A 25,177-nucleotide genomic window follows, 5' to 3' on the forward strand; every position below is an offset into this window, starting at 1 on the left:
ATCTCATGGTTGAAATCGAAATTGACGGTAAAAAAGTCAGCGTACCAGCAGGCAGCATGCTGATGGACGCGGCCAATAAGCTGGGGACCTACATCCCGCACTTCTGCTATCACAAGAAATTGTCGATCGCGGCGAACTGCCGCATGTGCCTCGTTGAAGTCGAAAAGGCGCCGAAGCCTTTGCCGGCGTGCGCAACGCCGGTCTCGGCCGGCATGGTCGTGCGCTCGAACAGCGAAAAAGCCGTGCAGGCCCAGAAGTCGGTGATGGAATTCCTCCTCATTAACCACCCGCTGGATTGCCCGATCTGCGACCAAGGCGGCGAATGCCAGCTGCAGGACCTGGCTGTCGGCTACGGCAAGTCGTCCTCGCGCTACGCTGAAGAAAAACGCGTCGTGCCGCCAAAAGACGGCGGCCCGCTGATTTCGATGGCCGACATGACCCGCTGCATCCACTGCACCCGCTGCGTGCGTTTCGGCCAGGAAGTGGCCGGCGTGATGGAGCTGGGCATGTTGGGCCGCGGCGAACACGCCGAGATCACCTCGTTCGTCGGCAAGACCGTCGACTCCGAAGTGTCGGGCAACATGATCGACCTGTGCCCGGTCGGCGCGCTGACCTCGAAGCCGTTCCGCTACTCCGCCCGTACCTGGGAGTTGTCGCGCCGCAAGTCGATCAGCCCGCACGATTCGCTCGGCACCAACCTGATCGTGCAAGTCAAGGGTGGCAAGGTCATGCGCGTGCTGCCGCTCGAGAACGAAGCGATCAACGAATGCTGGCTGTCGGACAAGGACCGCTTCTCCTACGAAGCGCTGGACTCTGCCTCCCGCCTGACCGCGCCGATGATCAAGCAGGGCGGCGAGTGGCGTGAAACCGACTGGCAGACCGCGCTCGAATACATTGCCCACGGCCTGCGCAACATCAAGCACGAACACGGCGCCGACGCGATTGCCGCTGTGGCGACACCCCATTCGACGGTCGAAGAACTGCACCTGCTGGCGAAAGCCATGCGCGGCCTCGGTTCCGAGAACGTCGAGTTCCGCCTGCGCCAGACCGACTTCGCCCTCGATGGCCAGGTCACGCCATGGCTCGGCATGCCGATCGCGGCGCTGTCGAACGTCAAGCGCGCCCTGGTGATCGGCTCGTTCCTGCGCAAGGACCACCCGCTGGTCGCCACCCGCCTGCGCGCGGCGGTAAAAGGCGGCGCCAAGCTGACGGTTCTGCACGCAAGCAATGACGAACTGCTGATCCCCGGCACCGCCAAGATCATCGCCGCGCCGTCCGACTGGCTGGCGGCACTGTCAGGCATCGTCGTCGCCGTCGCTGCCGCCAAAGGGGTTGCCGCGCCGGCCGGCTTCGAGAACATCGAAGCGACCGACGCCGCCAACAAAGCCGCCGCCAGTCTGACTACTGGCGACGCCAACCTGCCAGGCGTAATTTTGCTCGGTAACGCCGCGCTCCAGCATCCGCAGGCATCGAAGCTGCACGCTTGTGCCCAGTGGATCGCCGAACAGACCGGCGCCAAGCTCGGCTACCTGGTCGACGCCGCCAACAGCGTCGGCGGCTACTTGGCCGGCGCCAACGGCAAGAACGCCGCCGAAGTGTTTTCAACGCCGAAGAAAGCGTATGTGCTGCTGAACGCCGAGCCGGAACTCGATGCGGCCAACCCGCAGCAGGCCAGAAGCGCGCTCGATGGCGCCGACATGGTCATCGTCATGAGCGCCTTCAAGCACGGCCTCGACTACGCCGACGTGCTGCTGCCGGTGTCGCCGTTCAGCGAAACCTCGGGTACCTTCGTCAATTGCGAAGGCCGCGCGCAAAGTTTTAACGGCACCGTCAAGCCGCTGGGCGACACCCGTCCCGCATGGAAGGTGCTGCGCGTCCTCGGCAACTTGCTCGCGCTGCCTGGCTTCGACTACGACACGTCGGAAGCGATCCGCGACGAGTTGTTCGGCAAGGGTGTTACCGACCTGTCGGCCAAATTGTCGAACGTGTCCACTATCGCGCTGTCGGCGGCAAGGTTTGGCAACGGCGATGCTGCTGGACTCGAGCGCGTCACCGACGTGCCGATCTATTTTGCCGACGCCATCGCGCGTCGCTCGGAGCCGTTGATGCGCACCGCGGACGCCCAGGCGCCGCTGGCGCACCTGCCGTCGCAGCTGGCCGAAAAGCTGGGCGTGAAGGCGGGCGACCGGGTAACAGTGACCCAGGGTTCCGGTTCGGCGATCCTGGTCGCCGCCATCGACGCGGGCCTGCCGGCGAATGCGGTGCGGGTCGCCGCGGCGCACCCGTCGACAGCCATGCTGGGCGCGATGTTCGGCCCAATCCACGTTGAAAAAGCAGGGGAGGCCGCATAATGGGCATGCCTGAATTTATCACGACGGTCAACACGCACGGAGTCGCCATCCTGGGGCCGGTCTGGCCGCTGGCCTGGACCATGATGAAAATCATGTGCGTGCTGCTGCCACTGATGGGCCTGGTTGCCTACGCCACCCTATGGGAGCGCAAGCTGATCGGCTGGATCCAGATCCGTGTCGGCCCCAACCGGGTCGGTCCGATGGGACTGCTGCAGCCGATCGCCGACGCGTTGAAATTGCTGTTCAAGGAAATCGTCGTCCCGACCAAGGCCACCACGAGCCTGTTCGTGATCGGCCCGATCATGACGATCATGCCGGCGCTGGCCGCCTGGTCGGTGATCCCGTTCGGTCCGGAATTGGTGCTTGCCAACGTCAACGCCGGCCTCTTGCTGCTGATGGCGATCACGTCGATGGAAGTGTACGGCATCATCATCGCCGGCTGGGCGTCGAACTCGAAGTACTCGTTCATGGGCGCGATGCGTGCCTCGGCCCAGATGATCTCCTACGAGATCCCGATGGGCTTCGTGCTGGTCGTGGTGCTGATGGTGTCGGGCAGCCTGAATTTCTCCGATATCGTCGCCGGCCAAGGTCGCGGCATGTTCGCCGACCATGGCGTCAACTTCATGTCGTGGAACTGGCTGCCGCTGCTGCCGCTGCTGGTGATCTACCTGACGTCGGGCCTGGCCGAATGCAACCGCCACCCGTTCGACGTGGTGGAAGGCGAGTCCGAAATCGTCGCCGGCCACATGGTCGAGTACTCGGGCATGTCGTATGCGATGTTCATGCTGGCCGAATACGCCAACATGATCCTGATCGGCGTACTGGCGGCGATCATGTTCCTCGGCGGCTGGGCTGCGCCATTGAAGGTGCTCGAATTCTGGGGCGGTTTTGGCGGTTTCTTCTGGCTGTTCGCCAAGACGTTCTTCATCGTTTCGCTGTTCATCTGGGTCCGCGGCACTTTCCCGCGCTACCGCTACGACCAGATCATGCGGCTCGGCTGGAAAGTGTTTATTCCGCTGACCCTGGTCTGGCTGGTGCTGGTCGCCGGCTGGATGCAGACGCCCTGGAATATTTGGAAGTAAGGAAGAGGATATGGATCGCGTTAAAGACTTTTTCGGCAGCCTGATGCTGACCGAGCTGATCAAGGGCATGGCCCTGACCGGCAAGTACATGTTTTCTCGTAAAATCACGGTGCAGTATCCGGAAGAGAAAACCCCGATGTCGCCGCGGTTTCGCGGTCTGCACGCGCTTCGCCGCTACCCGAATGGCGAAGAGCGCTGCATCGCCTGCAAACTGTGCGAAGCGGTGTGCCCGGCGATGGCCATCACGATCGAGTCCGAACAGCGCGACGACGGCTCGCGCCGCACGACACGCTACGACATCGACCTGACCAAGTGCATTTTCTGCGGTTTCTGCGAAGAGTCCTGTCCGGTCGATTCGATCGTCGAGACCCACGTGCTGGAATACCACGGCGAAAAGCGTGGTGACTTGTACTACACAAAAGAGATGCTGCTTGCCGTCGGCGACCGCTATGAAAACGACATCGCCGCCGCCCGCGCCGCCGATGCTCGGTACCGCTGAATTTCGCATAACAACTGTAGCATTTTGGGTTAGCCATGGATTTTAAAACTGCTTTGTTCTACGTGTTCTCGGCGATTATGGTGATTGCCGCCACGCGTGTCATCACGGCCCGCAATCCGGTGCACGCCGCCCTGTTTCTGGTGCTGGCGTTCTTCAACGCGGCCGGTATCTGGTTGTTGCTGAAGGCCGAATTTTTGGCCATCGTGCTGGTGCTGGTGTACGTCGGCGCCGTGATGGTGCTGTTCCTGTTCGTCGTCATGATGTTGGATATTAATATCGACCGCATGCGCGAAGGCTTTTGGGGCTACCTGCCGCTGGCGTCGGGTATCGGCGTGCTGATCGTGCTGGAGATGGCGGCCGTATTGTGGCGCAGCTTCCTCACCTTCGAACAGCAGCCGGTCGCTGTCGGGTCCAACATTGGCGGCACCAAGGAACTCGGTATCCTGATCTACACCCGCTACATCCTCGGTTTCGAGGTTGCCGCCGTGATCCTGCTGGTGGCGATCATCGCCGCCGTCGCCCTGACGCTGCGTAAGCGCAAGGACACCAAGGCCTTCGACCCTGCCGACGCCGTGCGCGTCAAGCGCAACGACCGCCTGCGCATCGTCAAGATGAGCGCAGTCGACCAGCCGGCATTGGACGCGGCATCGACGGCAGCAGCAGCGGCGGCAACAGCCAATGCTGCTGCAAGCCCGGCTCTTGCCTCAACTCCCGCCAAAGAGACAAAATGACTTTATCGCTCGCACACTACCTGGTCCTGGGAGCGATCCTGTTCGCGATCTCGATCGTCGGCATTTTCCTGAACCGCAAGAACATCATCGTGCTGCTGATGGCCATCGAACTGATGCTGCTGGCGGTGAACCTGAACTTCATCGCGTTCTCGCACTACCTCGGCGACGCGGCAGGGCAGATCTTCGTGTTCTTCATCCTGACCGTGGCGGCTGCCGAATCGGCAATCGGCCTAGCGATCCTGGTGGTGCTGTTCCGTAACCTCGATACGATCAATGTGGAAGACCTGGACAGCCTGAAGGGCTGATCTTCTCCCACGTTCGCAGCTTTCAGCTATTTCTACGCGCGCTTCAACGATTTGACTAAATAATAAGGTTCAACATGGCGGGGCAAATTCTCAACCCTAACCTCCTTCTGGCGGTCCCTCTCGCACCGCTGGCCGGCGCAGCGATCGCCGGTTTGCTCGGCACCAAATTCCTCGGCAACGTCGTCGGTCGAAAAATATCGACCACCGCCTGCATTCTGGGCGTACTGGTGGCACTGATCCTGTCGGTGCAGACCCTGCTCGCCGTCCTCGATGGCGCCAGCTTCAACGGCACCATCTACAACTGGATGACGGTCGGTACCCTGAAGATGGAAGTCGGTTTCCAGATCGATTCGCTGTCGGCGATGATGATGTGCGTGGTGACGTTCGTCTCCTTGATGGTGCACATCTACACCATCGGCTACATGGCGGAAGACGAAGGCTACAACCGCTTCTTCTCGTACATCTCGCTGTTCACGTTCGCGATGCTGATGCTGGTCATGGCCAACAACTTCCTGCAGCTGTTCTTCGGCTGGGAAGCGGTGGGCCTGGTGTCATACCTGTTGATCGGCTTCTGGTACACGCGGCCGACCGCCATTTTTGCCAACATGAAGGCATTCCTGGTCAACCGGGTCGGCGACTTCGGCTTCATCCTCGGCATCGGCCTGTTGCTGGCGTATGCCGGCACGATGAACTACCAGGAGGTGTTTGCCCAGCGCGACGCACTCGCGGCGATGAGCGTGGCCGCCACCGGATGGCCGCTCCTGACTGCAGCGTGCATTTGCCTGTTCATCGGCGCGATGGGCAAATCGGCCCAGTTCCCGCTGCACGTCTGGCTGCCTGACTCGATGGAAGGCCCGACCCCGATTTCGGCACTGATCCACGCCGCGACCATGGTCACGGCCGGCATCTTCATGGTGGCGCGCATGTCGCCGCTGTTCGAACTGTCCGACACCGCACTGACCTTCGTCATGGTCATCGGCACGATCACCGCGTTGTTCATGGGCTTTTTGGGCATCATTCAGAACGACATCAAGCGCGTCGTCGCTTACTCGACCCTGTCGCAGCTCGGCTACATGACCGTCGCGCTGGGCGCGTCCGCTTATTCGGTTGCCGTGTTCCACCTGATGACGCACGCGTTCTTCAAGGCGCTGCTGTTCCTTGGCGCCGGCTCGGTCATCATCGGCATGCATCACGACCAGGACATCCGCAACATGGGCGGCCTGCGCAAGTACATGCCGATCACCTGGATCACCTCGCTGCTGGGCTCGCTGGCGTTGATCGGCACCCCGTTTTTCGCAGGTTTCTATTCGAAAGACTCGATCATCGAAGCGATCCACGCCAGCAATCTCGGTTTCGCGCCATTCGCATACTGGGCGTTGATCATCGGCGTGTTCGTCACCGCTTTCTACTCGTTCCGCATGTACTTCCTGGTATTTCACGGCAAGGAGCGATTCGGCAAGGAGCACCATCACAGCGAAGGTCATGACTCCGACGCCCATCATGAAGAAGACGACGACGCACACGGCCACCATGGCCTGGCCCCTGGCCAGAAACCGCACGAGTCGCCGTTCGTGGTCTGGTTCCCGCTGGTCGCGCTGGCCATTCCGTCGGTCGTCATCGGCTACCTGACGATCGGCCCGATGCTGCATGGGGACTTCTTTAATGGCGTGATCACGGTCGGCGAAAACCACCGCGCGATGGAAGTGCTGCGCGAAGAATTCCACGGCGCCGCCGCCATGGCGATCCATGGCCTGCAGACCTTGCCGTTCTGGTTCGCGTTCGCCGGTGTCGCGTCCGCCTACTACTGTTACCTGATCAATCCGCGCGTGCCGGCCTGGTTCTTTGCCAGGTTCCATGCGCTGCACACGCTGCTCGACAACAAGTACTACATGGACAAGTTCAACGACGTCGTGTTCTCCGGCGGCGCGCGCCTGCTTGGCAACGGTTTGTGGAACGTCGGCGACAAGAGCCTGATCGACGGCCTGGTCGTCAACGGCAGCGCAAAACTGGTGGGCTGGTTTTCGTCGGTGGTGCGCACCGCGCAGACCGGCTACATCTACCACTACGCGTTCGTGATGATCCTTGGCGTGCTCGCTACGCTGATGTACTTCTTCCCGTTCTGGCACGCTTAATCAGACAAAAAAAGATAACGACAACATGACGCAGTCTTCAACCTTTATTCCGTTCCTGAGCCTGGCGATCTGGCTTCCGATCCTGTTCGGCGTGCTGGTCCTGGCCATCGGCCGCGACGACAAGCCGGCCTTGACGCGCTGGTTCGCCCTCGTTGGCGCCATCGTCAGCTTCCTGGTGACGATCCCGCTGATCCAGCAATTCGACAACGCCGCGCACGGCATGCAGTTCGTCGAAAGCACGCCGTGGATCGGCCGCTTCAACATCATGTACGCGCTCGGCATCGACGGCCTGTCGCTGTGGTTCGTGCCTTTGACTGCCTTCATCACGATCATCGTGGTGATCTCGGCCTGGCAGGTGATCACCGAGCGCGTGGCGCAGTACATGGGGTCTTTTTTGGTCCTGTCGGGCCTGATGGTGGGCGTTTTCTGCGCCCTCGACGGCCTGCTGTTCTACTTCTTTTTCGAAGCCACCCTGATCCCGATGTTCATCATCATCGGCGTATTTGGCGGCGCCAACCGGGTGTACGCGGCTTTTAAATTTTTCCTCTATACCTTCTTCGGTTCGCTGCTGACCCTGGTCGCCATTATTTACCTATACAACAAGGCCGGCGGCAGCTTCGACATCCTGGCCTGGCACAGGTTGCCTTTGAGCATGAAAGAACAAGTGCTGATCTTCCTGGCGTTCCTGATGGCGTTCGCCGTCAAGGTGCCGATGTGGCCGGTCCACACCTGGCTGCCGGACGCCCACGTCGAAGCGCCTACCGGCGGCTCGGTGGTGCTGGCGGCGATCATGTTGAAACTCGGCGCTTACGGCTTCCTGCGGTTTTCCTTGCCGATCGCCCCCGACGCCAGCCACTACCTGGCCGACTTCATCATCACGCTCTCGCTCATCGCGGTGATCTACATCGGTCTGGTCGCGCTGGTCCAGAAGGACATGAAAAAGCTGGTCGCCTATTCGTCGATCGCCCACATGGGTTTCGTGACGCTCGGTTTCTTCATCTTCAACCCGATGGCCATGCAGGGCGGTATCGTGCAGATGATCTCGCACGGCTTCATCTCCGGCGCCATGTTCCTTTGCATCGGCGTGCTGTACGACCGCATGCACTCGCGCCAGATCGCCGACTACGGCGGGGTGATCAACCGCATGCCGAAATTCGCCGCCTACTTCGTGCTGTTCTCGATGGCCAATGCCGGCCTGCCTGCGACGTCGGGTTTTGTGGGCGAGTTCATGGTGATCCTCGGCGCCGTCCAGTTCAATTTCTGGATCGGCATGCTGGCCGCCACCGCCCTCATTTTGGGCGCCGCGTATTCGCTGTGGATGGTCAAGCGCGTCGTGTTCGGCGCAGTCGCCAACAAGCACGTCGAGGAACTGACCGACATTAACAAGCGCGAGTTCTTCATGTTCGCCGTGCTGGCCATCGCCGTGCTCGCAATGGGGCTGTATCCAGCGCCGTTCACCGACACGATGCAAACCTCGGTCGCCGACCTGCTCAAGCATGTCGCGATCAGTAAACTGCCATAAACCGGACCGCAGACCACAATGAATCAAATGACCAACCCCAACCTGATCCCGGCTTACGCTGAAATCTTCCTGATGGTCGCGGCATCGGCGATCCTGTTGATCGACATGTTCATGTCGAAGCGCTCGGTAGCCTACTACCTGTCGCTCGCCACGCTGGCGGTATGCGGCGTGATCACATACGCCGACTACAGCGCCGGCACCACGGTGTACACGTTTTCGCACATGTTCGTGTCGGACCCGATGTCGAACCTGCTCAAGCTGTTCAGCTACCTGGCGGTCGGCGTCACGCTGATCTACTCGCGCCAGTACGCGGGCGAACGCGGCATGTTGTCCGGTAACCTGGGCGGCGAATTCTACGTGCTCGCGCTGTTCTCGTTGCTTGGCCAGATGATCATGATCTCGGCCACCAACATGCTGATCATTTACCTCGGCCTCGAACTCATGTCGCTGGCGCTGTACGCACTGGTGGCGCTGCGGCGCGACCACGCCACGTCGACGGAAGCGGCGATGAAGTACTTCATCCTCGGCGCGCTGTCGTCCGGCTTCCTGTTGTACGGCATCTCGATGCTGTACGGCGCCACCGGCTCGCTCGACTTGGCGGAAGTGGCCAGGGTAGCGGCGTCGGGCGTCGTCAACAAGACCATCCTCGTGTTCGGCATCGTGTTCGTGGTTGCCGGCCTTGCCTTCAAGCTGGGCGCAGCGCCGTTCCACATGTGGGTGCCGGACGTCTACCAGGGCGCGCCGACCGCCGTTACGCTGCTTATCGGCGGTGCGCCGAAGCTCGCCGCTTTCGCGATCTGCATTCGCCTGCTGGTCGAAGGCTTGCTGCAGATGGCGATCGACTGGCAGCAGATGCTGATGGTGCTGGCCGTGTTTTCGCTGGCGGTCGGCAATCTGACTGCAATCGCCCAGACCAACCTGAAACGCATGCTGGCCTATTCGACCATCGCGCAAACCGGCTTCGTCTTGCTGGGCCTGTTGGCCGGCGTGGTCGGCGCCGTGGGTGCGGGAGCACTTAGCGCCGATTCGAGCAACGCCACCGCCGCCTACAGCGCCGCGATGTACTACTCGATCACCTATGTGCTCACCACGCTGGGTACCTTCGGCCTGATGATGATGCTGGCGCGCGCCGGTTTCGAAGCCGAAGAAATCGCCGACTTCAAGGGCCTGGGCCGGCGCAGTCCGTGGTTCGCGGTGGTGATGACGGTATTGATGTTCTCGCTGGCCGGCGTGCCGCCGATGATGGGCTTCATGGCCAAGTACGCGGTGCTGCAGGCAGTGGCGACGTCGGGCCTGATCTGGCTGACGGTGGTGGCGGTGATGTTCTCGCTGATCGGCGCGTTTTACTACCTGCGCATCGTCAAGACCATGTGGTTCGACGAGCCGGTCGACACCACCGCCATCGCGGTGCCGCTCGACATGCGCGTGGCGCTGTCGGTCAACGGCATTGCGATCGTTGCCCTCGGCGTGGTTCCTGGCGCGCTGCTCAACGCCTGCCTGAATGCGATGACCAAAACGCTCGGTACCTGAGGCGATGACCGCATCGCTCGCCAGCTGGTTCGTGATCGCCGTCGCACTGGTGCTTGCCAACCTGCCGTTTTTGAATGAGTCCGTGTTCGGCTTCATTCCCTTGAAGCCGGTCCGGCCTGGCCAGGCACGCACAAAACATCCGGTGTGGCGCCTGGTCGAACTGATCGCCTTATACTTTATCGTCGGCCTGCTGGCCTGGGCGCTCGAATCGCGCATCGGCAACGTGTTCTCCCACACCTGGGAGTTCTACGCCATTACCGGCTGCATGTTCATCGTGCTGGCCTTCCCGGGCTTCGTGGTGCGCTACCTGCGCAAGCGCCGCGACTGATTTTCCACGACAGGAGTTGGGCATGGACCTCAAGGAAACCCGAATCGATGGCGAAGTGGCATTCGACGGCCGCTTCCTGAAAGTCACGCGCGACCGGATTACTTTGCCCGACGGCGCCGAAACGTTCCGCGAATTCATCCGTCATCCTGGTGCGGTGGTGATCCTGCCGCTATTCGACGACAACAGCGTGCTGCTCGAACGGCAGTTCCGCTATCCGCTCGACAAGGTGTTCATCGAGTACCCGGCCGGCAAGATCGACCAGGGCGAAGACCACCTCGCGTGCGCCAAGCGCGAGCTGCAGGAAGAAACCGGTTACACGGCCAGCAACTGGGATTTTCTCTGCACCATCCACAACGCCATCGCTTACTCGGACGAGCACCTTGAACTGTACCTGGCGCGCGGACTGACCGCCGGCCCGGCCCGGCTCGACGACGGCGAGTTCCTCGAAACGTTCCGCGCCACCGTGCCCGAACTGCTCGAGATGGTGAGCAGCGGCCAGATCACCGACGTCAAGACCGTGATCGGCACCTTCTGGCTCGAAAAAATCATCGCCGGCAACTGGGCCCCGGGTAAAACCTGCCCGGCGCCGGTGACGACGGCGCAGTCGCCCAGCTAGCGCCGAACGCATCGTCAATCAAGCCGTTAGTCAATGCTTGCCCGTACCTTGTGCATCTCCGCAGGTCCTTGCGCAGGAGATGAGCCACCTCAAGCCACGTCCCAACCATGCGCCGAAAGTGGAAATATTGGTTCGCTGCAAATTGAATCAGCTTATCGGACGGCCAATACGTCCTTTAAAACGCGACGCCGACACGGATAAGCCGCGGGTTATTGCTGACACACCGCAAGATTATGTCCGTTTCAGCAAAGTTTGCAAAGGTGAGTTACAGTGACTTGTCGGTCCGCCGAAACGCCACGGAAGATATCCGAATGAACTGCACCGCACCACGATACTTTGCCTTGATCCCCGCCGCCGGCGTCGGCGCGCGGATGGTCGCCGACGGCCCGAAACAATACATGTCCTTGGGCGGCAAGCCGATGTTGCGTCATGCGCTCGACGCCTTTCTCGCCAGCGAAAAAATCAGCCACGTTTTCGTGGCGGTGAGCGCGGGCGACCGCCAGATCGACGCGGTGGCACCAAGCCACGGCGTGACGGTGCTGCGCTGCGGCGGCGCCACCCGCATGGAATCGATCCGCAACGCGCTCGTTGTGATGGCGTCGGCCGTGCTCGACACCGACTGGGTGCTGGTACACGACGCCGCGCGGCCAGGGCTGGACCGCATGCTGATTGAAAAACTGATCGCCGAAGTCGGCGTCCACCCGGTCGGCGGCCTGCTCGCGCTACCGGTGGTCGACACCGTCAAGCGCGCCGGCGCCGATTCTGCTGTTTTCGCCGTTGCCACCACTATTTCGCGCGACGCCCTGTGGCTGGCCCAGACCCCGCAGATGTTCCGCTACCGCCTGCTGCGCGACGCGCTCGACGCCGCCACCACCGCTGTCGACAGCGGCGCCATCACCGACGACGCCAGCGCCGTCGAAGCTTTCGGTCACGCGCCCATGCTGGTCGAAGGACATCCCCGCAATTTGAAAGTGACGCTGCCGCGCGACATCCGGATCGCCGAGATGTACCTGGCCGCGCCTTAACCCTTTACTGTGAACTGACATGGCACTCGCATCCTACAACCTCGCACCGCCTTTCCGGATCGGCACCGGCTATGATTGCCACGCCCTCGTCGAGGGCCGCAAACTGGTCATCGGCGGGGTCACCATTCCGCACCGGCTCGGCCTGTTCGGCCATTCGGACGCCGACGTGCTGCTGCACGCGATCATCGATTCGATGCTGGGCGCCGCGGCGCTGGGCGACATCGGCAAGCATTTTCCCGATACCGACCCGATGTTCGCCGGCGCCGATTCGCGCACTCTGCTGCGCGAAGTGGCGCACCGCGTGATCGCCACCGGCTACACCATCGGCAACATCGACGCCACCATCATCGCCCAGGCGCCGAAGTTGGCGCCGTACATTGCGCAGATGGTGTCGCGCATCGCCGAAGACATCGGCGTGTCGCCGCAACAGGTCAACGTCAAGGCCAAGACGAACGAAAAGCTTGGCTACCTGGGGCGCGAGGAGGGCATGGCGGCGGAGGCGATCTGCATGCTGATCAAGGCGCCGTCGGCATAGTTTTGTCGGTTTGCCGTCCGGGGAGGGCGGCACCGGAGTTCTGCGTCGCCGACTCGCGAAATATCATCTTTGCAACGCGTGTGTGTATGCACTATAATCGCTCGGTTAAATACGTGCAATTACACTCATCATGGCCGACACCGTCGACAAACCGCTCGGCTGCACCTGCTTCAAGCTGCGCAAACTGACGCGCACCATGTCGCGCCTGTACGACCAGCACCTGGCCGCGGTCGGCCTGAAGACCACCCAATACTCGGTGCTGACGAACGCCGCGCGCGAGCCGCTGCCGGTGGCCGAGTTGGCCGAGCGGCTCGGCGCCGAGCGCACCACGCTGACGCGCAACCTGAAGCCGCTGCTTGACGCGGGCTGGGTAACGCTCGAAGCCGGCGCCGACGGCCGCCAGCGCATCGTCACCATCACCCATGCCGGCCGCGCCAAGGTGAAGCAGGCCTACGTTGCCTGGCGCGCCGCTCAGGACGCGCTCGAAGACCTGCTCGGCACCGCCACGGTGCGCGCCTTGCATGTGCAGCTCGACGCCACGCTCAATCAACTGACCCCACTGGTCGAGGAACTGCCGCATGCCCGCGCAGACTGAAATGACGCCGCGCGCGGCGTGGCTGCTGATCCTTGCCGCCAGCGCGATCCTGATGATCACGATGGGCGCGCGCCTGACCACGGGGCTGTTCATGTCGCCCATAAATACCGCTACTGGCCTGGGGATCGCCTCGATCAGCTTCGCGCTGGCGGTGGGGCAGTTCGTGTGGGGCGCGGCGCAGCCGGTGTTTGGCGCCGTGGCCGACAAATACGGCTCGGCCAAGGTCATCGTCCTCGGCGCGCTGATGCTGGCGGCCGGCATGGCGCTGACACCCTTGGTCAGTTCGCAGTGGGGCCTGATGTTTACGATGGGGTTTCTCAGCGCTGCCGGCGCCGGCGCCGGCAGCTTTTCGATCCTGATCGGCGCCACCGCGCAGCGCCTGCCGGCAGCGCGCCGTCCGTTCGCGGCCGGCTTCATCAACGCCGGCGGCTCGTTCGGCCAGTTCGTGTTCGCGCCGCTGATGCAAACCATCATCAGCAGCGCGGGCTGGGTCTACGCGATGTTGACGATGGCCGCGGCCACCTTGCTGACGATCCCGCTGGCCTGGCCGCTGCGCCGCTCGGCCGGCGCCAAGACGGCCGCAGGGGCTGCCGCCGCGAAGCATGTCGAAGCGCCAGGCATGGGCCTGGGCAAACAAATAAAGATCGCCTTGCGCGACCGCAGCTACCTGTTCCTGCATGCCGGGTTCTTTACCTGCGGCTTTCACATCGCCTTTCTCGTTACCCACCTGCCGGGCGAGGTCGCGCTGTGCGGTTTGTCGGCCGGCGTATCGGCCACCGCGCTGGCGCTGATTGGTCTTTTCAATATCGCCGGCAGCCTCACCGCCGGCGCGCTGTCGACCCGCTACCGCATGAAATCCCTGCTGGCCGTGATGTACGCCAGCCGTGCGGTCATCATCGTGATGTACCTGCTGGCGCCGAAGACAGCAATGACGTTCTATCTCTTCGCCGGCGCGCTCGGCTTCACCTGGCTGGCCACGGTGCCGCCCACCGCCGGCCTGGTCGGAAAACTGTTCGGCACGCGCTACCTGTCGACGCTGTTCGGCCTGACCCTGCTGTCGCACCAGGTCGGCGGCTTCCTCGGCGCCTGGCTGGGCGGGCTGTCGTTCGTGCGCTTCGGCGACTACACCTGGATGTGGTATGCCGACATCGTGCTGGCGCTCGGCGCCGCGCTCATCAACCTGCCGATCCGCGAAGCGCACATAGTGCGTGCGCCGGCGGCAGTCATAAAGGCGTAGGCGATGGCGCGCGACAGCTGGGCGTACCGCGACGTGGCGGTGGAATCGGTCATTGACCCGCGCAGCGGCCAATTGCAGATCCGGCCGATGGCGGGGCAAGCGTTCGCGCCTTCGCTGCCGGTGCATTGTTCGCGCCGATTGACCGACCTGGCGCGCTACCGGGCAGGGACCCGCTTCCTGCTGTCGGCCAAGCTGACCGACCGCCTGGGAGGACCGCAATTCCTGTATGCCTATCATGGCGACCCGGTAATTGTGCTGTCGACGGCGGAAGCAAAATTGTTTCTCGCGGCGTTTCGGCGCGGGCGCATCTGACCGCTGTGTTTGCGGAAATCGCGCGCCATAGGCTGTATACTATGGGCAATTTTCTCGATGCGGTGTTGATGCGATGACTGATGTGATGCCTGATGTTAAAAACGATCGAATGAAGCCGCCGCTGGCGGTTCCCGCGCGCCCGGCCCAGCCACTGCGCCGCCGTAGCCTTGGCGCCGTGTTGTCGCTGGCGATCATCCTCAGCGGTGGCGTCGTGCTGGCGCAGGTGCTGCAGTCGCCGCCGCCGCCTTTGGCGCCGGCGCTGGTGATCGCGCCGGTCGTGGCCGCACCGATCCCGGTCAAGCTCGATACCGTGACGGTCCAGCGCGGCAATATCCAGGAAACCGTGGCCGCCAGCGGCAAGCTGCAATTGTACAAATATGCCGACGCGTACGCGCAGACCACCGGCCAGGTCAAGGAAGTGCTGGTGGCGGTTGGCGACACCGTCAAAGCTAACAGCCTGCTGCTCGAAATCAGCCCGATCCTGCAACCGACCAAGGCGGAAAACAATCGCGCCCAGATGGCAAGGATGCAGGCCGAACTGGCCGACCAGCGCGCCCAGTTCGACTTTGCCGAGCTGCAGTTCAAGCGCCAGAGCCAGCTCAAGGCGCAGAACGCCACGCGCGAGGACGCCTTCGAATCGAGCCGCATGAACGTGTCGTCGGCGCGGGCGCGGGTCGATGCGATCGATGCCCAGATCCGCCAGTTGGAGGCGACGCTGAAAATCGAGGAAGACAGCCGCAAGCAGACGCAGGTGGCCGCGCCGATTTCCGGCACCGTCGTCACGCTGAACGTGCGCGACGGTCAGATGGTCAGCGCGGCGCAGCCGGCTTCGCCCCTGATGCGCATCGCCGACCTGTCGAAGCTGACGGTGGCCGCGCGCGTGGCCGAAAATGACGTGACGCGCCTGCGCGCCGGCATGCAAGCCAATTTCACCACCCCGGGCTATCCCGGCCGGCACTGGTCCGGCAAGCTGCGCCAGGTGATTCCGGTAGCGGCGGAGACCAGCGGCGAGCAGGGCAGGCAGGCGTTCTACATCGTCTTGTTCGAAGTGAACAATGTCAACCGCGAGCTGATGAGCGGCATGAGCACCCAGGTGCAGTTCGTCGTGGCGCAGGCGCAAAACGCGCTGCTGTTGCCGGCCCGCGCCCTCGGCGCACCGGACGCCAGTGGTTTTCATACTGTCAACCTGCTTGACGCGCAGCGCCGTCCGAGCGCGCGCAAGTTCAAAATCGGCCTGCGCAACGCGCGCGAGGTGCAGGTGCTTTCAAGCCTGGCCGAGGGCGACCAGGTGCTGGTCGGACCAATGCCTGCGTTGGCCTTGCACACCGCCGCCAAACCGGCCGCGGCGCCGGTGGCGCGCTGATGGCGCGCCCGATCGCCCGGCTCGGCATGGGCATTCGCATTGGTATCAGCTGCGCCGTGCTGGCCGGCTGCGCCCAGACCATGCCGCCGGCGCCGGCGCCGGCGGTGGCGATGCCGGCCGGCTGGGCGCCGGGCGAGACCGCGTACGGCAGCCAGGGGCTTGACCCCGCATGGTGGAACCGCTTCGGCAGCGCGGAACTGGCGCGCCTGGTGCGGCAAGGGCAGGCCAGCAACCTCGAGCTTGCCGCGGCGCTGTCGCGGGTGCGCCAGGCCGAGGCGCAGGCGCGCATCGCCGGCGTGGCGCTGTTGCCGACGGTCGACTTCGGCGGCGGTGCCGACCGCGAGCTACTGATTGGCAGTGGCAGCTCCGGCATGTCGGCCAGTGCTCAATTGCAGGTCGCCTACGAAGTCGATTTTTGGGGCAAGAACAAGGCCGGCGTGGCCGCCGCCGCCGCCGCCCTCGACGCCAACCGCGAGGACCGCCAGACGGTGGCGCTGACCGTCACCAGCGCCATCGTCTCGACCTACCTGCAGGTGCTGTCGCTGCGCGACCGGCTGGAAGCGGCGCGCGCCCACGTCGCCAATGCCGAGCATGTGCTGGTACTGGTGAAGGCGCAAAAGAGCGCCGGATCGGCTTCGCCGCTGGACCTGGCGCGCCAGCGCTCGGTCGTCGCCGGCCAGAAGGCGGCGATCCCGGACTTGCAGCAGCAGGCGCGCGAGGCGCAGTCGGCGCTGGCGATCTTGCTGGGACGCGCGCCGCAGTCGTTCAAGGTCGGCGACCAGGGTTTGGAAACCATCGACCTGCCTGACGTGACGGCCGGCCTGCCGTCCGACCTGCTGGCGCGCCGGCCCGACATTCGCCGCGCCGAGGCCAACCTGGCCGAGGCCGACGCCAACGTCGCGGTGGCGCGCGCGGCGCTGTTCCCCAACATCCGCCTGACCGGCGCTCTGGGCGCCCAAAGCAGCGCCTTGCTGTCGCTGCTCAATGCGCCGAACCTGCTGGCCAATGTCAGCGCTTCCGTGCTGGTGCCGATCTTCGACGCCGGCCGCCTGAAGACCGAGCGCGACCTGGCCATCGCCAGGAAGCAGGAACTGGTGCAGGTGTATCGCGCGGCCGTGATAGGCGCCCTGGCGGAAGTGGGCATCGTGCTCGGCCAGATTCGCAGCCTGGATGAGCAAAGCCGGCTCAAGAAGGTCGAACTGGAAGAGACCAGGCTGGCGTTCGACCTGTCCGAAATCCGCTACAAGGTGGGCGCCGAGGATTTGATGACGGTGCTCGATACCCAGCGCGCGCTAGCCGACGTGCAAAATGAACTGGGCATTTTGAAACTCAAACGCCTGCAGGCCACAGTGTCGCTGTTCAAGGCGCTGGGCGGCGGCTGGCACGCCGATGCACCGGCCGGGGCCGTGGTGACGGCGAAGTGAGGAAACCGCCGCCAATTTTGAAAATGATGCAAAATAGGCAGCAGAATGCATGCATCACCCACTGACTCAGCAAAGGAAGAATATGGCTACTCGTAAAATCGCAGTCATCGTCGGCAGCCTGCGCAAGGAATCGTTCAGCCGTAAAGTCGCCAAGACCTTGATGCTGCTGGCGCCGTCGACGCTCGAAATGGAAATCGTCGAGATCGGCCAGCTGCCGCTGTACAACCAGGACGACGATGACGCGCCGCCGGCGCTCTATACGGAGTTCCGCGCCAAAATCATGGAGTTCGACGGTGTGCTGTGGGTCACGCCCGAGTACAACCGGTCGGTGCCGGGCGTTCTGAGAAACGCCATCGACGTCGGTTCGCGCCCGTATGGCCAGAGCGCGTGGAGCGGCAAGCCGTGCGGCGTGGTCAGCGTGTCGCCCAGCGCCAGCGGCGCGTTCGGCGCCAACCACCATCTGCGCCAGTCGCTGGTGTTTCTCAACATGCCGGCAATGCAGCAGCCGGAAGCCTACATCGGCAACGCCGACAAGCTGTTCGATGGCGACAAGCTGAACAATGAATCGACCGAAAAATTTTTGCAGGGCTTCATCGACGCCTTCGCCAGCTGGGTCGAGCGTCACGCCGATTGATCTGCAGATTGATCAGGTTTCGGTCTCGCGCCCACCCAGCACCAGCGCGGTGAGCGCGAACAGTACGGCACCGACGCTGGCGGCGAGCAGCATCGCGTGCCACTGCAGCGCCGGGTCGCTGCCGTTGGCCACCACCAAAAAATAGTTCCACGGGTACCAGGCCAGTGTTCGAAGATGGCGATCTCGATGACGACCCTGGTGGCCACGATGCCCGGGACCAGCGGCAGCATCAAGTTGCGCAGGCGCCAGCTGATGGCACGCTGGATCTGCAGAATCGGTATGCAGGCCGGCGATATCTCACGATGCCGTGACCACAATCGCCTCGTCACCTCCACCAGCTCGACAGAGCCGCCTGAGCCGTAGCGCTAGTCGCGGAGTGAAAACAGGCGGTTTTGGTGCGGCGCAGCAAAATCACGCCGGCTTTGCAATTCATAGAGTGATCCGGTTGACGAGTTCCCCAATACGTTTGATTCGTATCAAACCCGCGATAGCGTGGTGCCCTAGCCTTGGTATCTCGTGCTGAAGGCCGGCATCGCGTTCGATACAAATGCGATGTAAGGCGTTCGGTATGTAGCCGCTGCGATGGCGCAAGCGTTCGGCGGGTCAAGCCTGCCACATGCGCCTACATCGCAATCCAATTTACGACCATTTCCTGAGGTTTTTAATGTATCCATTCGCTCAATCCGTTACCCCCGCTGTGCGTACTCATATGGACGCGCACATGTCGTTTGTAAACGACATCTCGAAATCGTTTTTCCATTCTTTTCAGCAAGTGTGCGACCTGAACATCCAGCTGGCCCAGACCATGCTGGAAGAAACCACGCTGGCCAGCCAGCAAGCAATGTCCCAATCGCGTCCGACTGAAGCGCTCAGCGCTGCCAGCGTGCATGCTCAGCCGGCAGCTGAAAAGCTGCGCGCCTATCAACAGCATGTCTCTCGCGTGGCGGCCGATGCCCAGGTCGACCTGGCCCGTGTGACCGAGCAGCACGTGCAGGAAACCAGCCGCACGGCCAAGGCTTTGGCCGATGAAGTGCAGCGCGCCGCTTCCGAAGAAACCGAGCGTGGCCTGCGTACCCAGCAGGAAACCATGCGCAAGTTCAGCGATCCGTTCCAGAACACCGCGGCACGCGGCAATGGTGGCTCCGCCAGCATGCAGGGTGCCAACGGCGGTAGCCATATGGGCGGTTCAAGCGACTCGCCTACGGCCAACAGCGGCCAGCAAAGTGCTGCCGGCCAGTCCGGCCAGTCCGGCCAACCTGGGCAATCGTCCAAGCCGGGTTCCCCTGGCGCGCGCAAGGATTCGTAAGCGGGCCAACGCCTGGGCTTGCCGGGGCTCGGCCGACGGTGGAAAAAGGCGGCACTGAAAAAAACCGCATCGACAATAGGCAGTACCAAATAAAATGGCTGTACCGGGTTTCCGGTGCGGCTTTCTTTCGCCTGCAATCGTCGAGTTCGCCCGCCGGGGCTGGTCAGGCAGCACGCGCCCTGGCCCGCTGCTCGTGGTTGACGGCATCGACCCCCGCCTTGCCGAGGCCGAACAGCGGCTGCAACGGCGGACAGCGGCGCACCACCTCGAAGATGGCGAAGCTGGCCGTCAACGTCAGCACCACCAGCACAATGGCTTCGATGCCGGGCGCAAACCGCACCGGCTTGAGCGCGTGCGCCATCGAGACGATCAGGGTCTGGTGCACGATATACACCGGGAACACTGCCTGCGCCAGATAGCGCCGCCTGGCGTTGTCGACATCGAGATGGCGGTGCGCGAAGCCGATGGCAGCAACGATCGCGCTCCATTGACACAGGCCGTACACCGTCCGGTGCAGCGGGTTCAACCACGTCCACACCTGCTCCGGCACCAGTCCATCCGGCAGCGAATAGCAGATCTTCAGCAGGGCCCAGCAAGCCAGCGCGAGGCCCAGGCCATACCAGCGGCCGGCGTCAAACCGCGCCCAGGCGGGACGCTGGCACGCTAGCATGGCGCCGAGCAGGAACAGGGAAAAGTACAGCGCGTGGTTGTACCAGTCGCCGAACAGGGCGTTCGTCTGGGGAAAGTGCGGCTGCAGCAGGACGCGCGCCAGCGCCAGTAGCGCCGCCGGCAACACGATCAGCTTCCAGCCGATCAGCAAATCGGCCACACGCGCCGACCAGGCGTCGAAACGCCCGCCCAACGCCAATGCCAGCGCGCCCAGTACCAGCGTGTACACCCACAGGTAGGCGACGAACCACAGGTGATTCCAGGTCGGCAGGATCAGGTGGGCGCCGGCAGCGCTGACGAAGCCGCGGTAATTGTGCAGGTAGAGCTGCATGAAATCAAGATAGCTGCCCTGGTAGGCGTACTTTTTCGATGACCTCGAAATACGGCTGCGGCGGAACGATCAGCAGCATGCCGAACAGCAGCGGCACCAGCAGCCGCCAGCTGCGTTGGCGCATGAACGCGCAGGCACTGCATTTGACCAGCATGAAGCGCGACGCCGCCCCGGAAACCAGGAACAGCAGGCCGAGCCGCCACGGCGACGACAGGAACATATACGACTCCAGCGTGTCGCTGGCGAACGGGCTTTTGACGTGCCAGCCCCACGTCACGTAAACCATCCCGACGTGGTAGAGGATGAGGACGAAGAAGGCGACGATGCGCACCCAATCGAGAAAGTACAGGCGGGCGCGGTGGTCGATGTCGGCAGGGTTCATGGCAATCTGTCTGGTGGTGGAAACAAATTCCAGACTAGCCGAGCCCCCCGCGCGTGCGCCAGCAAAATGGGGCGAAGCGGGACGTGGGTGGGGCGGGCCGGTGTTTTGCCACCTTCTGAAGCAGTGCTGCTAGAGCCGTTGGATCACGCCCGGACGGTACTGGCGGCTGCACGGAACGCGCGCGCCGCCGCGCAGCACCAGCTCGCAATCGCCCTTGTCGAGCGCGACGACGTGCTCGATCCAGCTCAGTTGCACCGCCGCGCGCCGGTGGCAGCGCGCAAAGCCCGCGCCGAGCTTGTCGAGCAAGCCGCCCAAGGTCTGGCGCATCAGCCGATGCTCGAGCGCGCAGTGCAGCACGACGTAATTGTCGGCCGTCTCGATCCAGCCGATCTGCTCGACGCGCACCACCCGCGTCATGCCGCGCTCGGTCACCAGCAACTGGCGCACCGGATGGCCGTCGCCGACGGCCGGCAGCACAGGGGCTGCGGGCTGCGGCCAGCCGCTCGCGCAGGCGTCCCAGCGCGCGTTGCAATCGCGCGAGGTCGAAGGGCTTTTGCAGGTAGTCGATGGCATTCATCGACGCCATCGCGCGCTTCGTCGATCGCGTCGATGTCAGATTCGCGCTCGAGCATGCGGCGCAGCTTGTCGCGCGCCGGCCGTTCGTCGTCGACGATCAGCACCCGCACGACAGCTCCATCCGCGCCCGCACGCCGGCCGGCGCCAGCTGCACCAGCGACAGGCTGGCGTCGCCGTGGTACAGCACCGCCAGCCGCTCGCGCAGGTTCCTGATGCCGATGCCGGGCCTGCCGGTGGTGTGTTCGCCACCCAGCACGCCGCTGTCGTCATCGAGCGTCACGCACAGCCGTCCGCCCTCGCGCGCAACCGACACCGTGATGCGGGTCGGCTCGCGGCGCCGTTCGACGGTGTGCTTGAAGATGTTTTCCAACAACGGCTGGATGCTCATTAACGGCAGCATGCAGCCGAGTGCGTCGTCGTCGATGCGCCAGGCGATGTCGAGCCGGTCGCCATAACGCTGCTGCATGACCTGCGCATAACCGCGCACCAGCCGCAGTTCGCTCGATAGCGGCGTTTCGTGCAGTTCGCCGGCATCCAACGTGGCGCGCAGCACGTCGGCCAGCCCGTTCAGGGTGGCATCGGCCCGGTCGACATCGGTGTGCATCAGCGACGACACCGTATTGAGCGCGTTGAACAGGAAATGCGGCTGCATCTGCTGCGTCAGGCGCTGCAACTGGGCCTGGCGCAGCAGGGCGTTCGACGTTTCCGCGCGCAATTTTTCCTCTAGCAGCTCCTGGTACGACAGCAGACCGAACCGGATCACCGTGAACAGGCCGATGAAAACGCTGATCTTGAGCGACTCGTAGACGAACAGCTCCGGCCATGGCCGGTGCGTGTAGGTCGAATTGGCCAGCGCGTAGGCCGCGTGGCGGATGCCGAAGGCGAGCGGCGTGAATAACAGCCAGAAGAACGGCAGCCACAATGCCTGGATGGCGAACCAGCGCCACGGCCGCGCCAGCAGGTAGGCGTGGCGCCGCGTGAAATGGTGCTGCACCAGCAGCAGGCTTGTTACCACCAGCATCGACGAGCTCTCCCACAGGAGCGGCTGCCACAGCGCGTCGCCGTCCTGATTGCGCAAATAATCTTGCACGGCGACCCAGGCGAGCAGCATCCAGAACAGGAAATAGGCGAGGCCGAAGGCGAGGCGGGCGCGGGTCATCACGCGGGGCAGGGAACGGGGCGACAACCAGTCCGCAAGCCGACGCTGCTGCCGCTGCTGCCGCTGCTGCCTTTAGGCGTCGTCGTCATCGTCGACGGCGCCGTCATTGACCTTGCGCGTGCGCTCGGCGTCGAGCCGGGCCTTCATGGCGCCGACCTTGTCCATAAACTCGCCAACCTGGTGGTCGCCCGCGACCCGCATCGTCGGCGGCAGCAGCACCGACATATAAAGTTCATCGCCAAGCCGTCCGCTGCGCTGCTCGTTGCTGATCAGGGTCAGGCCGGAGCCGAGTAGCGCAATAATGCAGCAGGTCACGGCGAACTTGCGGGCGTTGTTCGGCTTGACGGTGGACAGGTGGAAGTACAGCATGCCGGCCACCAGCAAAATTGCCACATGCGAGCCATAGCGCGTGATCGCCTCGAACGAAAACGAATACGCCACCACGCTCGACAACAGCTTGAAGACGGTGACGGCGGCGAAGCCGCAACCGAAGATGAACAGGTGGCGCCCGAGCCGCGCATGGCGGCCAAACAGGCGGTTGGCGAAGGCCCACGCGCCGCCCCACACCAGGCCGGCAGCGATGCCGTACGCCAGTGCCTGCAGGTAGCGGATCAGCTGGAACGACTGGGTGTCGTTGAGCCACACGGTCAGTACCGAAAACACCCCGATCAGGAACATGCCGACCAGGCCGGGCATGCCGCCTTCCCACGCGTGCATGGTACGGTCGAGCTGCTCGTCGGGCACCGGGAAGTCGGCGGCGCGCACGCGCAGCATGGTGTGGCCGAGCCTGACCACGGTGTCGCCGCTCATCACCAGGCTCGATTTGCGCTTGCCCTGGTGGACTACGCCGTTCCGGGTGCCCAGGTCGCGCAGCACCAGGCGTCCGTCAGGGTCCGATTCAATGATGGCGTGGCGCGCGGCGCAGTGCGAGTCGTCGACGATGAAGTCGTTGTCGTAGCCGCGCCCGAGGCGGATCGGCAGCGACCCGACCTGGTGACGGTGCAGCACGTCGCCGTTGCGCGCCAGCGTTTCGACGAAATAAGAGGCGGTCATTGTCGGCTCCCGCGCCCCAACGTGTCGAGAAAGGCGCGGGTGGTGCGCATGCCGTTTTCGTACGACACGCCGGAGACGTCGATGCGGCTTTGCAGGCTGGCCTTGGCGTCGTCGGTGGTGGCGGTCATCAAGGTAAAATTGTACAGGCCGGCGAATTTGCGGTAGGCGCGCACGCAGGTGACGGCCCGCAGCGGCACGCTGCGGGTGACGACGAACTGTTCGGTGCAAGATGGGCCGGTCAGGCGCGTGTCCTTGTTCGATCCGAGGTTGTCGACCTTGAACAGGGTGGTGGCGAGCACCGAGAAGCGTATCTTGTCGAGGCTTGCCGAGCGCACGTACTGGTGGGTCATCGCCATGTGGCCGGTCTGCTGCGACTCCGACACGAAGATTGCCGACTCCATCGAGCAGCTGATGGTGTCGGCGGTGAACGACGCTTCGGCTTTCACGTTCGAGCGCCCCCAGCAGCGCACCTGCTCGGATTCGCGCACCGGCACCAGGTAGGGTCCCATCATCTTGGTCGCCAGCGGCGCATCGAGCAGGCGGTCAACCATCGCCTTCTGGTGCGCCAGCAGCTGCTGGCCGATCAGCGGGTTGAAGTCCTTCGGCGGCGCGGTTTGAAGCGCGACTTTTTTCAGCAATTCCTGGGCATAGCGCACCGGCACCAGGAAGCTGACCAGTTCACCGTCGCGCCGCTTCGACACGTTGACGCCGGCGACGTCGCCCGATACCGTCACGCTGGGGCCGCCGCTCATGCCCGAGTTGATCGGGCCGGTAAACATCAACTGGTCGTAGAAGCTGCGTGTGATGACGCCGTTGTACGAGCCTTCCGAAATGGCGAAGCCGAGGTCGAGCGGATTGCCGAGCGAATACAGGTACTGGCCCTGTGTCAGCTTGGCCAGCTTTTCCGGCAGGTTGAAAAAGCCTGTCCCCTCGCGGTTGATGCGCACCACCGCCAGGTCGTGCAGCACGTCGACCGCCAGCAGTTCGACCGGGCCGCGCTTGCCGTCGGTGTCGACGTATTCGCCGATATACACGTCCGGGTCGAGCGCCATCTGCGACACCACGTGGTAGTTGGTCAGCACCAGGTTGCTGGTGCCGACCATGAAGCCGGAGCCGACCGTCGACTGGCTGCGCCCGTTTTTGAGCAGCATGCGAATCTGCAGCAGGTCGGCCTTGGCCTTGGCGTACAGGTTCTGCGCCGCCGATGACGGCAGCGGCAGCGCCGGGTTGGCCTCGTCTTCGGTGGGGGGCGTGGCCGCGGGCGGGCCGCCAGGCTGGATCGCCGGCGCCAGCGTTTGGGCCGGGGCCGGGTTGGTCAGCGGCGCGCGCTGGTTCGCAGTCTGTTGCGGGCTCTGGCGCGCCGATTGCGCCGTGGCAAGCGCGGCGGCGCACAAGCAGGCCAAAAAGGCGGCGGGCAATACAAATTTCATGCAATCCTCAGTAACAAGACATGTTTGCGATCTTGCCACCAGCATAACGT

Annotated in this window: 26 protein-coding genes; 19 read left to right on the top strand and 7 right to left on the bottom strand. The window is 63.5% G+C overall.

Annotated features, from left to right (window positions below; all coding sequences use genetic code 11):
- The first annotated feature begins 5 nt into the window (after positions 1–5).
- The 18 genes from nuoG to CR103_RS16840 all read left to right on the top strand — a co-directional run bounded on the left by nuoG (position 6) and on the right by CR103_RS16840 (position 18,221).
- Positions 6–2,351 (top strand): NADH-quinone oxidoreductase subunit NuoG, encoded by a 2,346-nt coding sequence (gene nuoG / locus CR103_RS16755; RefSeq protein ID WP_099917087.1) that lies wholly within the window; start codon positions 6–8, stop codon positions 2,349–2,351.
- The gene (nuoH, locus tag CR103_RS16760; protein ID WP_099917088.1) at positions 2,351–3,433 is read left to right on the top strand and encodes an NADH-quinone oxidoreductase subunit NuoH; all 1,083 of its coding nucleotides are present in this window, start codon (positions 2,351–2,353) and stop codon (positions 3,431–3,433) included. The genes nuoG and nuoH overlap by 1 nt, the downstream gene beginning before the upstream one ends.
- A gap of 10 nt (positions 3,434–3,443) precedes the next feature.
- Complete coding sequence (nuoI, locus tag CR103_RS16765) at positions 3,444–3,932, top strand: NADH-quinone oxidoreductase subunit NuoI (RefSeq protein ID WP_099917089.1); 489 nt, start codon at positions 3,444–3,446, stop codon at positions 3,930–3,932.
- A 35-nt stretch (positions 3,933–3,967) separates the two neighbouring features.
- Positions 3,968–4,663 (top strand): NADH-quinone oxidoreductase subunit J, encoded by a 696-nt coding sequence (locus CR103_RS16770; protein WP_099917090.1) that lies wholly within the window; start codon positions 3,968–3,970, stop codon positions 4,661–4,663.
- Positions 4,660–4,968 (top strand): NADH-quinone oxidoreductase subunit NuoK, encoded by a 309-nt coding sequence (nuoK, locus tag CR103_RS16775; protein WP_099917091.1) that lies wholly within the window; start codon positions 4,660–4,662, stop codon positions 4,966–4,968. The genes CR103_RS16770 and nuoK overlap by 4 nt, the downstream gene beginning before the upstream one ends.
- Before the next feature lie 74 nt (positions 4,969–5,042).
- Positions 5,043–7,100, top strand: coding sequence for an NADH-quinone oxidoreductase subunit L (gene nuoL, locus CR103_RS16780; protein WP_099917092.1), 2,058 nt, complete (start codon positions 5,043–5,045; stop codon positions 7,098–7,100).
- A gap of 25 nt (positions 7,101–7,125) precedes the next feature.
- Positions 7,126–8,622 (top strand): NADH-quinone oxidoreductase subunit M, encoded by a 1,497-nt coding sequence (locus CR103_RS16785; RefSeq protein WP_099917093.1) that lies wholly within the window; start codon positions 7,126–7,128, stop codon positions 8,620–8,622.
- A gap of 27 nt (positions 8,623–8,649) precedes the next feature.
- Positions 8,650–10,152: an NADH-quinone oxidoreductase subunit NuoN gene (gene nuoN, locus CR103_RS16790; protein WP_099917094.1), complete on the top strand. Its 1,503-nt coding sequence runs from the start codon at positions 8,650–8,652 to the stop codon at positions 10,150–10,152.
- Positions 10,153–10,156: 4 nt separating this feature from the next.
- On the top strand, positions 10,157–10,480 hold the full coding sequence (locus CR103_RS16795; RefSeq protein ID WP_099917095.1) for a DUF2818 family protein: 324 nt from the start codon (positions 10,157–10,159) through the stop codon (positions 10,478–10,480).
- Between the two features lie 22 nt (positions 10,481–10,502).
- A complete protein-coding gene (locus CR103_RS16800; RefSeq protein ID WP_370659457.1) occupies positions 10,503–11,096 on the top strand; it encodes an NUDIX domain-containing protein in 594 nt (197 codons plus the stop codon).
- A gap of 311 nt (positions 11,097–11,407) precedes the next feature.
- Complete coding sequence (gene ispD / locus CR103_RS16805) at positions 11,408–12,121, top strand: 2-C-methyl-D-erythritol 4-phosphate cytidylyltransferase (RefSeq protein ID WP_099917097.1); 714 nt, start codon at positions 11,408–11,410, stop codon at positions 12,119–12,121.
- Positions 12,122–12,140: 19 nt separating this feature from the next.
- Positions 12,141–12,656, top strand: a complete 516-nt coding sequence (gene ispF / locus CR103_RS16810; RefSeq protein WP_099917098.1) for a 2-C-methyl-D-erythritol 2,4-cyclodiphosphate synthase — start codon at positions 12,141–12,143, stop codon at positions 12,654–12,656.
- A gap of 130 nt (positions 12,657–12,786) precedes the next feature.
- A complete protein-coding gene (locus CR103_RS16815) occupies positions 12,787–13,251 on the top strand; it encodes a MarR family winged helix-turn-helix transcriptional regulator (RefSeq protein WP_099917099.1) in 465 nt (154 codons plus the stop codon).
- Positions 13,235–14,488, top strand: coding sequence for an MFS transporter (locus CR103_RS16820; RefSeq protein WP_099917100.1), 1,254 nt, complete (start codon positions 13,235–13,237; stop codon positions 14,486–14,488). Before CR103_RS16815 ends, CR103_RS16820 begins: the two co-directional genes overlap by 17 nt.
- 3 nt (positions 14,489–14,491) lie before the next feature.
- On the top strand, positions 14,492–14,800 hold the full coding sequence (locus tag CR103_RS16825) for a hypothetical protein (RefSeq protein ID WP_099917101.1): 309 nt from the start codon (positions 14,492–14,494) through the stop codon (positions 14,798–14,800).
- Positions 14,801–14,909: 109 nt separating this feature from the next.
- The gene (locus CR103_RS16830) at positions 14,910–16,163 is read left to right on the top strand and encodes an efflux RND transporter periplasmic adaptor subunit (protein ID WP_099917102.1); all 1,254 of its coding nucleotides are present in this window, start codon (positions 14,910–14,912) and stop codon (positions 16,161–16,163) included.
- The gene (locus CR103_RS16835) at positions 16,163–17,587 is read left to right on the top strand and encodes an efflux transporter outer membrane subunit (RefSeq protein ID WP_229443299.1); all 1,425 of its coding nucleotides are present in this window, start codon (positions 16,163–16,165) and stop codon (positions 17,585–17,587) included. The genes CR103_RS16830 and CR103_RS16835 overlap by 1 nt, the downstream gene beginning before the upstream one ends.
- Before the next feature lie 82 nt (positions 17,588–17,669).
- Positions 17,670–18,221: an NADPH-dependent FMN reductase gene (locus tag CR103_RS16840; protein WP_099917103.1), complete on the top strand. Its 552-nt coding sequence runs from the start codon at positions 17,670–17,672 to the stop codon at positions 18,219–18,221.
- 12 nt (positions 18,222–18,233) lie between these two features.
- Here CR103_RS16840 and CR103_RS23890 read toward each other — a convergent pair whose 3' ends face one another.
- The gene (locus CR103_RS23890) at positions 18,234–18,359 is read right to left on the bottom strand and encodes a hypothetical protein (RefSeq protein WP_267874010.1); all 126 of its coding nucleotides are present in this window, start codon (positions 18,357–18,359) and stop codon (positions 18,234–18,236) included.
- Positions 18,360–18,942: 583 nt separating this feature from the next.
- On the opposite strand from CR103_RS23890, the gene phaP reads away from it, so the two are divergent.
- Positions 18,943–19,527 (top strand): TIGR01841 family phasin, encoded by a 585-nt coding sequence (gene phaP / locus CR103_RS16850; RefSeq protein WP_229443301.1) that lies wholly within the window; start codon positions 18,943–18,945, stop codon positions 19,525–19,527.
- A 163-nt stretch (positions 19,528–19,690) separates the two neighbouring features.
- On the opposite strand, the gene CR103_RS16855 is transcribed toward phaP, so the two are convergent.
- The 6 genes from CR103_RS16855 to CR103_RS16880 form a co-directional block, all read right to left on the bottom strand.
- On the bottom strand, positions 19,691–20,527 hold the full coding sequence (locus tag CR103_RS16855; protein ID WP_099917106.1) for an acyltransferase family protein: 837 nt from the start codon (positions 20,525–20,527) through the stop codon (positions 19,691–19,693).
- A 4-nt stretch (positions 20,528–20,531) separates the two neighbouring features.
- A complete protein-coding gene (locus tag CR103_RS23895; protein WP_099917107.1) occupies positions 20,532–20,909 on the bottom strand; it encodes an acyltransferase family protein in 378 nt (125 codons plus the stop codon).
- 129 nt (positions 20,910–21,038) lie between these two features.
- On the bottom strand, positions 21,039–21,482 hold the full coding sequence (locus CR103_RS16865; RefSeq protein ID WP_229443303.1) for a LytTR family DNA-binding domain-containing protein: 444 nt from the start codon (positions 21,480–21,482) through the stop codon (positions 21,039–21,041).
- Between the two features lie 100 nt (positions 21,483–21,582).
- Positions 21,583–22,644 carry a sensor histidine kinase gene (locus CR103_RS16870; protein ID WP_099917108.1) on the bottom strand — a complete coding sequence of 354 codons (1,062 nt, stop codon included), beginning with the start codon at positions 22,642–22,644 and terminating at the stop codon, positions 21,583–21,585.
- 72 nt (positions 22,645–22,716) lie between these two features.
- Positions 22,717–23,697, bottom strand: coding sequence for an FHA domain-containing protein (locus tag CR103_RS16875; protein ID WP_099917109.1), 981 nt, complete (start codon positions 23,695–23,697; stop codon positions 22,717–22,719).
- Positions 23,694–25,127 (bottom strand): S1 family peptidase, encoded by a 1,434-nt coding sequence (locus CR103_RS16880; RefSeq protein ID WP_099917110.1) that lies wholly within the window; start codon positions 25,125–25,127, stop codon positions 23,694–23,696. The genes CR103_RS16875 and CR103_RS16880 overlap by 4 nt, the downstream gene beginning before the upstream one ends.
- Between the last annotated feature and the right edge of the window lie 50 nt (positions 25,128–25,177).

The sequence above is a fragment of the Massilia psychrophila genome, assembly GCF_002760665.1.
Classification (GTDB): domain Bacteria; phylum Pseudomonadota; class Gammaproteobacteria; order Burkholderiales; family Burkholderiaceae_D; genus JAFCUW01.